Below are 14,683 nucleotides of genomic sequence, written 5' to 3'. Positions count from 1 at the left end.
AATCCCTGATGGTGTCCGAAGTTGATGTTGACCTGATTGAGCGGGCCGAGGCCTGGCTCACCGACGATCCCGACCCGGTGAGCCGGTCCGAGCTGCGCGAGCTGATCGACCGGCTGCCGGCGACCACCGCGGAACTGCGCGACCGGTTCGCCGGCCCGCTCACCTTCGGCACGGCAGGGCTGCGCGGTCCGCTGCGCGCCGGCCCGAACGGCATGAACCTCGCGGTGGTCACCCAGGCCGCCGCCGGCCTGGTGACCTGGCTGGGCGCGCAAGGTGGCGAGGGACCTCTGGTCATCGGGTACGACGCCCGGCACGGATCCCGCGAGTTCGCCGAGCGGACCGCACGCGTCGCCACCGGAGCCGGCCGCCCGGCCATGGTGATGCCACGAACCCTGCCCACGCCCGTCCTGGCCTACGCGGTGCGCGCCCTCGGCGCGGTCGCCGGCGTGATGGTCACCGCCAGCCACAACCCGCCGCAGGACAACGGTTACAAGGTCTATCTCGGTGAGCAGCTCGGCGGTCCGGCCGGTCACGGCGCGCAGATCGTGCCGCCGGCCGACGCCGGCATCGAGGCGGCCATCCGCGCGGTCGGCAGCCTCGCGGCGGTCCCGCTCGGCGGTCCCGGCACGCTCCTCGACGACAAGATCTTCCAGGGGTACGTCCGGAGCGCCGCGAACGTGCTCATCGAGGGCGGCCCGCGGGAGCTGACCATCGCGTACACCCCGATGCACGGGGTGGGCGGGGAGACCGTGGAGGCCGCGTTCGCCGCCGCCGGGTTCGCCGTGCCGGCCGTGGTGGCCGACCAGGCCGAGCCGGACCCGGAGTTCCCGACCGTGGCGTTCCCGAACCCGGAGGAGCCGGGTGCGATGGACCGGCTGCTCGCGCTGGCCGGCACGAACCACGCCGACCTGGCGATCGCCAACGACCCGGACGCGGACCGCTGCGCCGTCGCCATCCCGGTGGCCGGCGGATGGCGGCCGCTGCGCGGGGACGAGCTGGGCGTGCTCCTGGCCGACCACCTGATCCGGCGCGGCGTCACCGGCACGTACGCCACCACGATCGTGTCGTCGCAGCTGCTGGGCCGCCTCTGCGCCGCCCGTGGTGTGCCGTACGCGGAGACCCTGACCGGCTTCAAGTGGATCGTCCGGGCCGCCGAGGAGCTGGCGTTCGGGTACGAGGAGGCGCTCGGGTACTGCGTCGCCCCGGCGATGGTCCGCGACAAGGACGGGGTCACGGCCGCGCTGACGGTCGCCGAGCTGGCCGCCCAGCTGCGGGCCGAGGGTCGAACCCTCGGTGACCGCCTGGACGAGCTGGCGACCGAGTTCGGGGTGCACGCCACCGACCAGCTCTCGGTCCGGGTCGACGACCTGTCCGAGATCGGCCGGGCGATGGGCCGGGCCCGTCAGGCGCCGCCGGCGACCCTGCTCGGATCACCGGTGACCGAGATCGCCGATCTGCTGCCGGACAACGACGTCCTCACGTTCCGGACGGCCGGCGCCCGGGTGGTGATTCGTCCTTCGGGCACGGAGCCGAAGCTCAAGGCGTACCTGGAAGTGGTTGAACCGGTCGCCGAGGGCGACCTGGAAACGGCCCGGAGCCGCGCCGCGGCCGCGCTCGTCAGCCTGCGCGGCGAGATCGCCGCGACGCTGGGCGTGTAGAAGACCCCATCCGGCTGGCTCAGCAGTGAGCCAGCCGGTCCAGGGGCCTCACAGCGGTTTCGGAGTGCCCAGGGCGGCCTGGATGGCCCGGCCCAGCGTCGCGACCACGAGGGCCACGCTGGGACGCACGATCGAGTCCTCCAGCGAGACGTCGCCGACGAACCCGGCGTTGCTGGCGATCTCCTCGAGCCGCTCGTGTGCGCGGTCGGCGTCCTCGGGCGGCAGCTTCAGCGCCGGTTCCATCCGAGCCGCGACAAGCAGCGTGGCGAGCGCGGCGGTGCGCTCGTCGGGAAGCGTGTTGCCGACCAGGGCGGCCGCAAGCCGCTGCCGGATCTCAGCCTCGTACGCCGGGTCGCTCGTCGGGTAACGGTGCACGTGGATCACACCGAGCTGAGTCTCGTCGACGTCGCGGACGACACCCCGGTCACACAGATCCTCCAGGATCCGGGTGCGCAGGCGGTGACGCAGACGCTGGAGCCACTGCGCGGGGGTGTGCGGCTCGTCCGCCGCGACCTTCGCCAGCACGGCGTCGGCGACGACGTCACCGAGCGGGGTGGCGTCGACGACCTTGAGGTAGCCGTCAGCGGCGTACGCGACCCGGTTCGCCAGAGCGAGGTCGATCAGGATGGCCGCGGCCATGCCCAGGTCGAGCCCGATGCGCGAGCCGGTCGCCTTACCGGTCTGGTCGTCGTACGCGAGGAGGAGGAGTTCCTCGGCGAGCGGGATGGGGGTCATATTTGACAACGATAGTGCTCCGCGTCACGGGATCCGATCCCCAGGTCGGTCACTTGCTCTTGCGCCCAGCCGTCAGCATCGCGTCGACCAATCGGGCCGATGCGTGTCCGTCGTCGAGGTCACTCGCGCGCCGGGTGAAGGCCTGGTATTGGGTGGCGTACTTCTCCACCACCTGATCCGAGGTACGGATCGCGTCGATCACCTCGTCGGAGGTGCTCAGCAGCGGCCCGGGAGCCTCGGTCTCGAAGTCGAAGTAGAAGCCACGCAGGTTGTCCCGGTAGTTCTCCAGGTCGTACGTGAAGAACAACATCGGCCGGCCGGTGCTGGCGAAGTCGAACATCACCGAGGAGTAATCGGTGATCAGGACGTCGGCGATGGCCAGGAGGTCCGCCATGTCCGGGTACGTCGAGACGTCGTACACGAAGCCGTTGCCGGCGCCGCGGATCTCGTCGACGACGTTCGGGTGGCGCCGGATCAGCAGCACGTGGTCGTCGCCGAGACGCTCCCGGGCCGCTTCCAGGTCCAGCATCATGTTCATCTTGTACGCGCCACCGGCGTAGTACTCGTCGTCACGCCACGTCGGCGCGTAGACCACGACCTTCTTGCCGGCCGGCAGCCCGATCCGGCGGCGCACGTCGGCGACCAGCGCGTCGCGCTTCTCCCCTTCGAGGAAGAGCACGTCGTTACGCGGGTAACCGACCTCCAGGATCTCGCCCGGGAAGCGGAAGGCGCGCTTCAGGATCGGCGTGCTGAACGTGTTCGGCGAGACCAGGTGACTCCAGTTCTTCGCCTCCGCTTCCAGCTTCTCGAAGTACTGCTTGTCGGCGAAGTGCAGGTCCTCGATGTCGAAGCCGATCCGCTTCAGCGGGGTGCCGTGCCAGGTCTGGATGACCACCTGGTCGGGGCGGCGCTCGAACCAGCCGGGCAGGTGCTGGTTCGTGACGATGTACCGGCTCGTGGCGAGGGCCTCGTACCACTCGTGGCGCCAGAGGGCGACCGCGCGGGCGGAGTCCGGCACCGCGGCCTGGCCGTCGGTGATCACCCAGAGGTGGCCGAGCGGCAGGCCCCGGGCGACGAGCTCCTCGTGGACCGCGCGGGGGCTGTCCGAGTACTGCCGGCCGGTGAAGCTGTTGTAGAGCACGACGTCGCGCAGCGGCGCCTTGCGCAGCTTCGGATAGAGCTCGGTGCGGTTGCGGAAGCCGTTCGCCTTGCCGCGCTCCTCGTCGGTGAGAGCGGTCCGGACGCGGATCACGCTGCGCTGGTCGGTGAGCCATTCCAGGGTGACCCGTTTCGGGTCGGCCGGGTGGCCCAGCGGCAGGCTCTCCATGCTCCCGGCGGCCAGCGGCAGCGGGCGGATCGGGCCGTCACCGAGGCGGTAGTAGACGTTCCAGGTGCCGGCCCGCAGCCGGATGTCCCAGCCGAAGCTCGGCACCCGCAGCGGGTCCAGGTCGAGGCTCCAGGTGTCGCCGTCGACCTTCACCGGGAAGTGCCGGGTCTCCCGCGCGTTCGAGATCCGGGCCACCACCCGCATGTCGCTCCAGTCGCCGCTCGGCGGGAGCGTGCCGGTGAGCCGGAAACCGGTGCTCAGCGACGTGACACCGGAGACCGCCGGGGTCAGCGGCAGTGCGGTCAGCACCGGGTGACCCTTGCGGTCCGGCAGCAGGTTGAGGGTCCGGCTGTCCAGGTAGATCGGCGGGAACGTGAAGTAGTCGTGCATGGCGAGGTGGATCGGTGCGGCGTGCTCGTCGCCGGCCGACAGCTCGACCTCCCAGCGCTCGCCCGGCTCGCCGGGCAGCAGCTCCGGGTACGCCAGTGACTCGTCCTGCAGGTCGGTCAGGGGGACCCGGAACGCGAACTGGTCGTCGGAGATCTCCACCGGGTAACTGCGCCAGGCGATCCCGGACGTGCGCGACAGGCGGGCCGTGGCCGGTTTCCGGTTCGCACCGGTCACCTCGCCGCGGATCTCCAGGTGGTCGCCGTCGAGGCGGCCGCCGGTGAGCCGGGCGCCGATGTGCTCGATGTGCAGCTGGAACTTGCCGTTCGTGACGACCGGGGTGATCCGGACGTCGGAGTCGACGTAGAGGCTGGTGAGCCGGATCGGGTTGGCGTGCTCGCCGACGGTCAGCGGGCCCTTGCTCTTCTGCCCGAGGCCGAGGACGCCGACCACGACGGTCCAGATCCCGTCGTGCCACTTGCCGTCCTCGCCGCGCAGCGACTGGACGTCGATCTCGGCCTCGAAGCCGGACCAGTCGTACGAGATCGTCGGGCTGCCGTGCACCGCTGTCGCGTCCAGGCACTTGTGGTTGACCAGGGCCTGCCGCTTGGTCCGCCGGCCGTCCTCGTCGCGCAGCCAGACCAGCCGGGTGGTCGACCAGGCGTGCCCGGCGGCCTGCCCGGGGATGAAGGCGTGACCGCGGACCTGAAGCTTGTCGCCGCGCCAGTGGGCGTCGTGCATCCGGGTCCGCGGGCGCGGGGTGCCGGCCAGGAAGAGCGACCGCGGCACGGTCGGCAGGCGCTCCTCCAGGAACATCAGCTTGTGGTAACGCCGCAGGCCCTTGCGGACGATCCGGTGCCGGGCCCGGACGGTCGGGATCATCTCCAGCAGCTCGGGCAGCATCCGGTTGCGCACCAGGCGCCAGAGCACCCGCTGGGCGGCCGGGATCTCGTCGTAGACGCGGGCGTCGACGGTGTCCAGGAAGCGGTTGCAGCCGTCCAGGAACTGCTGGTGGTAATCGTCGTCGACCTGCGGGAGCACCCGCATGAACAGCATCAGGTCGCCCTTGAGCGCGGACGCGTCGTAGAGGCGCTTGAGCTTGTTCTGCTTGTGCTTGGCGAGGAACTTGCTGACCTGCTCGACGCCGGCCAGCCGGTCGATGAAGCCGCGGATCTCGTCACGCCGCTGGGTGATCGACTTGTCCGCGCCCTCGCGCTCGCGCCAGTAGTAGACCGGCACGTCGAGGATGTCGACGCTTTTCGCCAGCACGTGCGCCGGGACCATGACCGGGGTGTCTTCGTAGAGCACACCCTCCGGGAAGGCCAGCTTGTGCTGGTCCCAGAACGAGCGGCGGAAGATCTTGTTCCACGCGGTGCGGTCGTCCATCAGCGAGACCTGCTTGCTGACGTGGGTACGCAGGTTCGTGGTGGCGAACGGGGTGCGGTGCAGTCCGGACTGGTGCACGCCACGGCTGGTAAGCCGCATCACGTTGCCGGAGGCGAAGTCCGACCCGGTCTCGGCGATCGACGCGATGAGCAGCTCGCAGGCGGCCGGCGGCAGGACGTCGTCGCTGTCGACGAACATCAGGTACTCGCCGGTGGCGTGCTCCACGCCGGTGTTACGCGCGGCACCGAGCCCGGCGTTCGCCTTGGTCACCAACTTGAACCGAGAGTCACGACTCGCGAAGTCCGCGGCGATCTCGCCACTGTTGTCCGTTGAGCCGTCGTCGACCATCACGACTTCGATCTGGCGGTAATACTGAGCCGCGATGGAGGAGAGGCATTCCTCCAGGTAGGGTGCCACGTTGTAGACCGGCACGACGACGCTCAGCACGGAATGCATCCCGTGACCCTCCTGGAGAACTAGACAGCCCGGGACCGGTTGACGGCGCACCCGACTCTTCACTCTATGCGCCCGCTGTTCGGCGAACGTTAGCAGAACAGCCAGGCGCTACGTGAGCGCGCTTCATCATCATATGGGCCGTTTGTCACCCATCGCCATGCTCTAGGGTTGGCCGAGTGCAGGCCATCGTCGCCACTTTGGGATACGTCTACTCACCCGATCGGCGTCAGATCTTGATGATCCGCCGCGACGCTCGCCCGGATGACATTCATTTCGGTTACTACAACGGCCTGGGCGGCAAGCTCGAACCCGATGAGGACGTCGTCTCCGGCATCCGCCGGGAGATCTTCGAAGAGGCCGGCATCGACTGCACCGGCATCGAGCTCGCCGGCACCATCTCCTGGCCCGGTTTCGGCCGCGGCGGTGAGAACTGGCTCGGCTTCGTCTTCCGGATCACCGAGTGGTCCGGCACGCCGCTGCGCGACAACCCGGAGGGCTCGCTGCACTGGGTCGATGTCGCCGACGTACTGGCCGGGAAAATGCCGATGTGGGAGTCCGACCGGCACTTCCTGCCGCTGGTCTTCGCCGAGGACCCGTCGGTGTTCCACGGTGTGATGCCGTTTGCCGATGGCAAGGCGATCTCGTGGAGCTACTCGACGCTGGCTACGCGTACCGAAGTGGAAAAGGCCGCGTCTCGCTCGGAGTGAGCGAAAAGCGGCCTTTTTCGGTTTTGGATCAGAAGCGGCGCATGCCGCCGAACTGGCGGTCGCCGGCGTCGCCGAGGCCGGGGACGATGTACGCCTTCTCGTTCAGACCCTCGTCGATCGACGCCGTGATCAGGCGGAGCGGCAGGCCGGACGACGCGAGGCGCTCGACGCCCTCGGGGGCGGCCAGGACGCAGCAGATGATGATGTCGGTGCAGCCGCGGTCGGCGAGCAGCTTGCAGCAGTGCAGCAGCGAGCCGCCGGTGGCGAGCATCGGGTCGAGGACCAGGACCGGCTGACCGGCGAGGTCCGCCGGGAGCGACTCCATGTAAGCGCGGGGCTCGTGGGTCTCCTCGTCACGGGCCAGGCCCACGAAGCCCATCGAGGACTCGGGGAGCAGGCCGAGCGCGGCGTCGGCCATGCCGAGGCCGGCGCGGAGAACCGGGACGATCAGCGGCGGGTTCGCCAGGCGGGTGCCCTCGGTCTGCGCCACCGGCGTCTCGATCGAGTACTTCTCCACCGCGAAGAGGCGGGCCGCCTCGTAGACCACCATCGTGGTCAGCTCGTGCAGCGAGGCGCGGAAGACACCGGACTCGGTCTCGGTGCGGCGCATCGCGGTGAGCCGGGTCTGTGCCAGCGGGTGATCTACAACAAGGACGTCCACGGGCCTCAACCTACCGTTCATTCAAGATCAATTGTCACAGGCCTGCTTAGAATCGGTTTCATGACTGCGACAGCGTCCATCGGGCTGTCCGACCTCCGCTCCTTCCTGCACGGCCTCCCCGGGGTCGACAAGGTCGGGGTCGAGTCGAGGGCGGCGGCACTCGGCACCCGGTCGGTGAAGGCGAGCGCCAAGGCAAGCGCCATCGACCTGGCCATACGCATGGTCGATCTGACCACGCTCGAAGGCGCGGACACCCCGGGCAAGGTCCGGGCACTCTGCGCCAAGGGTCGGCGGCCCGATCCCGCCGATCCGAGCTGCCCGGCGGTGGCCGCCATCTGCGTTTATCCGGCGATGGTCCCGGTCGCCGCGGCCGCGCTCGCCGGTTCGGGGGTGCACCTGGCCAGCGTCGCCACCGCGTTCCCGTCCGGGCAGGCGCCGCTTGAGGTGAAACTCGCCGACACCCGCGCCGCGGTCGAGGCCGGCGCCGACGAGATCGACATGGTGATCAGCCGCGGCGCGTTCCTTGCCGGTGAGTACAACCGGGTCTTCGACGAGATCGTCGCCGTCAAGGAAGCGTCCGGCGCGGCGCACCTCAAGGTGATCCTGGAGACCGGGGAGCTGGCAACGTACGACAACGTGCGCCGCGCCTCCTGGCTCGCCATGCTGGCCGGTGCCGACTTCATCAAGACCTCCACCGGCAAGGTCGCGGTGAACGCGACGCTGCCGATCACGCTGGTCATGCTGGAGGCGGTGCGGGACTACCGCATTGCTTACAACAGGCAGGTCGGGGTCAAGCCGGCCGGCGGCATCAAGAACACCAAGGACGCCATCAAGTACCTGGTGACGATCAACGAGACGGTCGGTGACGACTGGCTCAGCCCGGACTGGTTCCGGTTCGGCGCGTCGTCGCTGCTCAACGACCTGCTCATGCAGCGGACCAGGCTCACCACCGGTCACTACGCCGGTCCGGACTACTTCACCCTGGACTGAGGCCGATGTTCTCTTACGCACCAGCACCTGAGTCTCGCTCTGTTGTCGAGATCGCGTCTTCCTACGGTCTTTTTATCGACGGTGCTTTTGATCCGTCGAAGGACGGCAACGTTTTCAAGACCGTCAATCCGGCTACCGAGGAAGTCCTCGCCGAGGTCGCTTCGGCCGGCTCAGAGGACGTCGACCGAGCTGTCGACGCGGCCCGGCGCGCCTTTCAGTCGTGGTCCACGCTGCCCGGGTCGGAGCGCGCTAAGTATTTATTCCGAATTGCTCGGATAATTCAGGAAAGATCGCGAGAACTCGCGGTTTTGGAGTCGCTCGACAACGGGAAGCCGATCAAGGAGTCGCGCGACGTCGACCTGCCTCTGGTCGCGGCACACTTCTTCTACTACGCCGGCTGGGCCGACAAGCTTGGGTACGCGGGCTTCGGCCCCGACCCGAAACCGCTGGGCGTGGCCGGCCAGATCATCCCGTGGAACTTCCCGCTGCTGATGCTGGCGTGGAAGATCGCGCCGGCGCTCGCCACCGGAAACACCGTGGTGCTCAAGCCGGCCGAGACCACCCCGCTCTCGGCGCTGTTCTTCGCTGACATCTGCCGCCAGGCCGAGCTGCCACCGGGTGTGGTCAACATCGTCACCGGCGCCGGTGACACCGGGGCCTATCTGGTGCAGCACCCGGATGTGAACAAGGTGGCCTTCACCGGCTCGACCGAGGTGGGCCGGGAGATCGCCCGCTCGGTGGCCGGCACCGGCAAGCGCCTCACCCTGGAGTTGGGCGGCAAGGCGGCGAACATCGTCTTCGACGACGCTCCGATCGACCAGGCTGTCGAGGGGATCGTCAGCGGCATCTTCTTCAACCAGGGTCACGTCTGCTGTGCGGGCTCGCGCCTGCTGGTGCAAGAGTCGATCGCCGAGGAGCTGCTCTTCTCGCTGAAGCGGCGGATGTCCACGCTGCGGGTCGGCGACCCGCTGGACAAGAACACGGATATCGGCGCGATCAATTCCGCGGCACAGCTGGCCCGTATTACCGAATTGTCGGAAATAGGTGCACAGGAGGGCGCGGAGCGCTGGTCGCCGGAATGTCAGCTGCCCGATCGCGGCTTCTGGTTCGCTCCGACGATCTTCACCGGCGTGACCCAGGCACACCGGATCGCCCGGGAAGAGATCTTCGGACCGGTGTTATCGGTGCTCACCTTCCGGACTCCGGCCGAGGCCGTCGAAAAAGCCAACAACACTCCGTACGGGCTCTCGGCCGGCATCTGGACCGAGAAGGGATCCCGGATCCTCGCGATCGCCGGCAAGTTGCGGGCCGGCGTGGTGTGGGCGAACACGTTCAACAAGTTCGACCCGGCGTCGCCGTTCGGCGGCTACAAGGAGTCCGGTTACGGCCGTGAAGGCGGCCGGCACGGCTTGGAGGCCTACCTTGCCTAAGTCTGCTCGTCTTGCCGTCCGCAAGACATACAAGCTGTTCATCGGCGGCGCTTTCCCCCGGAGCGAGTCAGGACGGACCTTCGTGGTGAACGGCGACAACGCGGCCCTCGCCTCCCGCAAGGACGCCCGCGACGCGGTGCTGGCCGCCCGTGCCGCCCAGCCGAAATGGGCCGGCGCCACCGCGTACAACCGCGGCCAGGTGCTGTACCGGATCGCCGAGATGCTGGAAGCGCGCCGCCGCGAGTTCACCCCGTTCGGCGTGAAGGCCGACGAGATGGACGCCACGATCGACCGCTGGGTCTGGTACGCGGGCTGGTCCGACAAGATCGCCCAGGTCACCGGCGGTGCGAACCCGGTGGCCGGCCCGTTCTTCAACATCTCCTCGCCGGAGCCGACCGGTGTGGTCGCCGTGGTCGCGCCACCCTCGCTGCTCGGCCTGGTCAGCGTGATCGCCCCGGCCGTGGTGACCGGGAACACCGTGGTCGTCCTCGCGCCGGAGGCACAGACCGCGATCACCCTGGCCGAAGTGCTGGCCACCTCGGACGTCCCCGGCGGCGTGGTGAACATTCTCACCGGCAAGTACGCCGAGACCGCGCCCTGGCTGGCCGCGCACGCCGACGTGAACGCACTGGACCTGACCGGGGTGGAGCACGCCGAGCTCGCCGCCGAGCTGGAACGGGCCGCTGCCGGCACGTTGAAGCGGGTGATCCGCCCTCGCCCGGACGCCGACTTCACCGCCGATCCGGGGTTACGGCCGATGACGGCGCTGCTTGAGACGAAGACCGTGTGGCACCCGAAGGGCGAGTGAGACCACCGGGGCCTTTGTCACACAGCGTTGCCGACTAGGGTGTGTGCCCAGAGTCACCCGTCCCGCCACCCCCATAAGTAATCCGGAGGTCAACCGTGACCAGCCAGTCCGACGAGCCCGAGGCGTCCGCGCCGGTGGCCGAGAAGTCCTCGTCCGAAGGGCTGTCCGGGCGTGAGCTTTGGGATTCCGTCCGCATCGAGCCGGTGGAGATCGCACTCCCGGCCGGTGTCGGTCTGACCCTGCGGGCGTACCGGAAAGCCGGCGAGGTCACGCCGACCGAGGTCGAGGTCGACGAGGACGACCCCTTCGAGGCGCGTAAGCGCGTCGTCGAGGAGGACGGCGAGGAGTTCGTCGAGGTCAGCGACGAGGAACTGGAGCGTCAGGCACTCGGCGCGGACAGCGACGAGGTCGACAAGGCCGTCGTTTCGGATTCTTCCGAGAGCGATTCGGCTGACGTCAAGGACGAGCCGGAGGAGACCGCCGACCAGGCGGACGACGAGGAAGTCCCCCTGTTCCTCAGCCACAAGGGCCGGCTGCTCGCGTTCAAGAGCACCGAATCGCTCGTCTCCTTCCTTCGTTCGGGTGCTCCGCACGATCTCGCACAATTGGACACCTGGGCGGTCCTCGCCGAGCGGGTACAGTCGAGCGACATCGACCCGCAGCCGGATGATCGCTACGAGCTTGACCTCGTGGTGGAGAACCTGCGCGGCGGGCACGACTCGTGGGATCTGCCGCTTCTCATCGCCGCCGGCGAGGTGGCCCGCGACCTCGGACACGGTCTCCGCATCAAGCCGGTGATCCTGGCGCTGTCGCCCGGTTCTCCGCTCGATGACCTGGACGAGTCCCTGCGCTCCGCGGAAAACGGTGGGATGAGCGGATTCTTCGGACGTCGCCGGCTGAAGAAAATCGGGGCACAACAGGCGAGTCTGGGTTGGCGTTCGGTCATCAGCAAGATCTCTGCCGCTGTGGACTGGCGTGACTGACCGATTACCAGGGAACATCAGTCCTTGGCCGACGAGAAGCAGGCCAGAGAGAAGCAGCAGTCCCGGGGAGGAGGACGACGCCGTGGCGCTCGTGCGCGTGTACTGCGGTCTGGCGTCGGCTGATGATTCGGTGCGTACGGCTTCGGCCGCACCACTGACCATCGCCGTGGTGGACGACGCAGGCCGGCTGCTCGGCGTCCACGAGATCAGCGACGACCCGGCGGGCTACGCCCAGCTGGGAACGCTGCTCGTGGAACGGACGACGGGGTTCAGCGACGCGGCGGTCGCCGCCGACAGTGACGACCACGTCGTCACCTCGCTGCTCACAGCGGCCGGACGCCCATTGGTCGTTGTCGACGACGACGACGCGGACGACTACGCCGAGCGTTTCTCCGACGACGACTCCCCAGAGGAGATCGCGGCGCCGGTCGCCGCCCGCCGGGCCGTCGGCCTGGCCCGGGCGTTGCAGGCCGGCGCGATCGCCGCGATAAACCTTCCGACGCCACGCGAGCTGGTCAGCTACAAGCCGGTCCTGGCCGCGCACGTGGCGATGCTGGTCGGGCGTAACTCGGCTGCCGTCGCTCTGCGCGAGGTGCTGCGTGAGCTTTATCCGGCTGCCCTCCGGGCGTACCCGGACCCCGCTCACCCGCTGGCCCTGGCCGTCCTCGACGCCGTGCCCGAGCCCGGGCGGATCACCAGCCGCCCCGGCGACACCGGGCACGTCACCCGCGAGATCGCCGGTGAGCTGGCCCGTAACGGCGCCGGCAGCGACGAGCAGCTGATCGCCGCCGTCACCGCACTCCAGGTGGCCATCAGCGAGTCACCGCGACGTGGTGGCGTCAACAAGTCTCTGGCCCCTGCCGCCGCCGACGCCGTGCGTCAGGCAATCAGTGCGGTCCGTGCCTGCGACTCGGCCTGTTCGGCGCTTGTCGGCACGCTGAGCGCCCGCAACGGCACCTCGGTGACCGGACCGAGCACCGGCCGGCGGTCTTCCCGCCGGACCCCGGACCCGATTCCCACGCTGCAGCCCGTGCCGACCGGTGAGAACTCGCGCTTCGGCCGGCGCAGCCGTCCCGAGCCGGCGACCACCGGCAACGGTCCGGCCATGCCGCGGCCGATGACGGCTCCCCCGGTCGCTCCGGACCCGATCACCCCGCCGCCGATCGCTCCGGCAGCGGCGAACGGGCTTCCCACCCGTCCGACCACGCCGGGCAACCGGCCGGTCTCGGTGCCGCCGCCTCCGCCCGGCATGACCCCGATCACTCCGGGTTCGCGTCCGGTCCCGGCGTCCCGGCCTCCGGCGATGCCGACTTCGGCGCAGCCTGGCGGTCGTTCGATGCCGACCTCGGCGCAGCCGGGGAGTCGTTCGATCCCGACCTCGGCGCAGCCGGGGGGTCGGTCTTCTCCGGCGGACGCCGGCGAGCCGTTCCGGCCCACGCTTGCCAACGCCGAGCTCAACCGGGCACGGTCCGAGCGTTCGCGCACGGTCATTCCGTCCCGGCCGAAAACGACGCCGGCCAACGGTGTGCCCGGCGGCCCGACCGATTTCAGCCTGCCGTTGCCTCCGCAGTCGCCGGCCCCCGCGCCGACGCCCGCGCAGCGTCCCGGCCAGGAAATCTCGGACCCGGGCTCACGGGCCAACTGGCCGCTGCTCAACAGCGGCAAGGACGACCTGGTGACCCCGCCGCCCGTGGCGGCACCGGTCAGCCCGCCCGCTTCGGGCCGGGTCAAGCCGCCGTGGCAGGACATGCCGAAAGAGCCGCCGTCACTGCGGGGCATCGACCCGCAGCTGGGCGGCCGGGCGAACGGTTCGGGCCGGGCCACGCCCAGCACCCCGCCGCTGCGGCTCGTCGACGGCGCACCGAAACTGACCGCCCTGGATCGCAGCACCACACCGCCGGTCTCCACCGACGGCAACGACGGCGACCTGCTGATCTTCGCGGCGGCTCGCTCGGCGTGGTTCACCGGGCCCGCCGAGGAGGACTCGGTCGACTGGTCCAACCCGAACGACAGCGGCTGGCGCGCGGCGGAAAAGGCGTCCACACCGGCCGTCGCTGCCGAGACCTCAGCAGGCCTGCCGAAACGGGTGCCGCAGGCCAACCTGGTGCCGGGTTCGCCCCTGCGCGAGGAACGCCCGGTGCGGATCGTCCGAGACGCGGCGTCGATCGCGGCGCACACCACGGGTTATTTCCGCGGGTGGCGGCGCGGTCAGGAAATCGGCGGGTTCGCCATGGGCGGCCGCCCGGGCCGGGAAGCGGCCGGCGGATGGGACTTCACCCGCGACGGCCAGCCGGCCGATGAGTACCGCGACAACAACGCCGGTTTCGGCGGTCGTTGAGGTAGAGGTTTGTGAGAGAGGCCGCGTCCCGTTTTATGGGGCGCGGCTTCTTGGTTTGGTGGGTTTGCGGGTTGGTCGTTGGCGCCCGGTTGTTGGGGGTTTGGCCGTTCGCGGCCCGATTGCTCGCGGCCCGATTGTTCGCGGCCCGGCCGTTCGCGGCCCGGCCCCTCGACGCCCGGCCCCTCGACGCCCGGCCCTTCGACGCCCGGCCCTTCGACGCCCGGCCCTTCGTCGCCCGATTGTTTCGCGGCCCGGTTGTTGCGGCTTGGCCGTTCGCCGTTTTCGGTTAGCCGCCTTGCCGGGGGCGCCCCTTTGCTCTTTGCATCGCCGCCCGTGCCGCATGCTCGCGCTGAGCGGGCGCACGACCGGGCTGAGTGGACAGACGGGCCGTGTGAGTGCCTCAGCCGCCCATCATTCACCCACCCCCGGTCCTAGCCAGTCAGCTAAGAGGGCTTGACGCGGGCATCTCGTGACGCTGGCCGAGTGCCGCGGGTTTAGGTCGTACCGGGTCAGGCTGGGACGCCAGGCGGCGCGCGTGCAAGTCCAGGCCGTCACGCCGCTTCGGCTACCTGCCTTGGTCACGGCCATAGCGCAGACACCCTGCAACACCGGCCGAATGCCGCGGGACACGGCTATAGCTGGCCAGGCCGGGAGACCAGGCGGACCGCGACCGGACCAGACGGCTCGGACCGCACGGCTCGGACCAGACCAGACGGCTCGGACTAGGTTCTGTCCCGCGGATCATGCGTGGCGATCAAGGATGACCGTCGTTGAACCGGTGTGGCGCGTGGTGATCTGAGCAGCGAGGAATGGGCTG

Annotated in this window: 10 protein-coding genes; 7 read left to right on the top strand and 3 right to left on the bottom strand. The window is 69.5% G+C overall.

Annotation, left to right across the window (positions count from 1 at the left end):
* Positions 1–8 precede the first annotated feature (8 nt).
* Positions 9–1,658: a phospho-sugar mutase gene (locus B0I29_RS25595; RefSeq protein WP_111651634.1), complete on the top strand. Its 1,650-nt coding sequence runs from the start codon at positions 9–11 to the stop codon at positions 1,656–1,658.
* A gap of 48 nt (positions 1,659–1,706) precedes the next feature.
* On the opposite strand, the gene B0I29_RS25590 is transcribed toward B0I29_RS25595, so the two are convergent.
* The gene (locus tag B0I29_RS25590; RefSeq protein ID WP_111651633.1) at positions 1,707–2,393 is read right to left on the bottom strand and encodes a GOLPH3/VPS74 family protein; all 687 of its coding nucleotides are present in this window, start codon (positions 2,391–2,393) and stop codon (positions 1,707–1,709) included.
* 49 nt (positions 2,394–2,442) lie between these two features.
* Positions 2,443–5,949 (bottom strand): bifunctional glycosyltransferase/CDP-glycerol:glycerophosphate glycerophosphotransferase, encoded by a 3,507-nt coding sequence (locus B0I29_RS25585; RefSeq protein ID WP_111651632.1) that lies wholly within the window; start codon positions 5,947–5,949, stop codon positions 2,443–2,445.
* Between the two features lie 176 nt (positions 5,950–6,125).
* On the opposite strand from B0I29_RS25585, the gene B0I29_RS25580 reads away from it, so the two are divergent.
* On the top strand, positions 6,126–6,656 hold the full coding sequence (locus B0I29_RS25580; protein WP_111651631.1) for an NUDIX hydrolase: 531 nt from the start codon (positions 6,126–6,128) through the stop codon (positions 6,654–6,656).
* A 28-nt stretch (positions 6,657–6,684) separates the two neighbouring features.
* Here B0I29_RS25580 and upp read toward each other — a convergent pair whose 3' ends face one another.
* On the bottom strand, positions 6,685–7,317 hold the full coding sequence (gene upp, locus B0I29_RS25575; RefSeq protein WP_111651630.1) for a uracil phosphoribosyltransferase: 633 nt from the start codon (positions 7,315–7,317) through the stop codon (positions 6,685–6,687).
* A 60-nt stretch (positions 7,318–7,377) separates the two neighbouring features.
* On the opposite strand from upp, the gene deoC reads away from it, so the two are divergent.
* The 5 genes from deoC to B0I29_RS25550 all read left to right on the top strand — a co-directional run bounded on the left by deoC (position 7,378) and on the right by B0I29_RS25550 (position 13,866).
* Positions 7,378–8,307, top strand: coding sequence for a deoxyribose-phosphate aldolase (gene deoC, locus B0I29_RS25570; protein WP_111651629.1), 930 nt, complete (start codon positions 7,378–7,380; stop codon positions 8,305–8,307).
* Between the two features lie 5 nt (positions 8,308–8,312).
* Entirely contained in the window at positions 8,313–9,737 is a 1,425-nt protein-coding gene (locus tag B0I29_RS25565; protein WP_111651628.1) for an aldehyde dehydrogenase family protein, read from the top strand.
* Entirely contained in the window at positions 9,730–10,545 is an 816-nt protein-coding gene (locus B0I29_RS25560; protein ID WP_111651627.1) for an aldehyde dehydrogenase family protein, read from the top strand. Before B0I29_RS25565 ends, B0I29_RS25560 begins: the two co-directional genes overlap by 8 nt.
* A 95-nt stretch (positions 10,546–10,640) precedes the next feature.
* Complete coding sequence (locus B0I29_RS25555; RefSeq protein ID WP_111651626.1) at positions 10,641–11,528, top strand: DNA primase; 888 nt, start codon at positions 10,641–10,643, stop codon at positions 11,526–11,528.
* Positions 11,529–11,610: 82 nt separating this feature from the next.
* Positions 11,611–13,866: a transposase gene (locus B0I29_RS25550; protein WP_181557974.1), complete on the top strand. Its 2,256-nt coding sequence runs from the start codon at positions 11,611–11,613 to the stop codon at positions 13,864–13,866.
* Positions 13,867–14,683 lie beyond the last annotated feature (817 nt).

This window comes from Actinoplanes lutulentus (assembly GCF_003259845.1).
In the GTDB taxonomy this organism is placed as follows: Bacteria; Actinomycetota; Actinomycetes; order Mycobacteriales; family Micromonosporaceae; genus Actinoplanes; species Actinoplanes lutulentus.
Note: the sequence above shows the minus strand (reverse complement) of the source record. Positions and strands in the feature narration are given on the sequence as shown.

Bases quoted from the DNA above. Each gene is read 5' to 3' on its own strand.
- B0I29_RS25590 (WP_111651633.1), bottom strand. From the start codon at position 2,393: ATGACCCCCATCCCGCTCGCCGAGGAACTCCTCCTCCTCGCGTACGAC.
- B0I29_RS25595 (WP_111651634.1), top strand. From the start codon at position 9: ATGGTGTCCGAAGTTGATGTTGACCTGATTGAGCGGGCCGAGGCCTGG.
- B0I29_RS25565 (WP_111651628.1), top strand. From the start codon at position 8,313: ATGTTCTCTTACGCACCAGCACCTGAGTCTCGCTCTGTTGTCGAGATC.
- B0I29_RS25585 (WP_111651632.1), bottom strand. From the start codon at position 5,949: ATGCATTCCGTGCTGAGCGTCGTCGTGCCGGTCTACAACGTGGCACCC.
- deoC (WP_111651629.1), top strand. From the start codon at position 7,378: ATGACTGCGACAGCGTCCATCGGGCTGTCCGACCTCCGCTCCTTCCTG.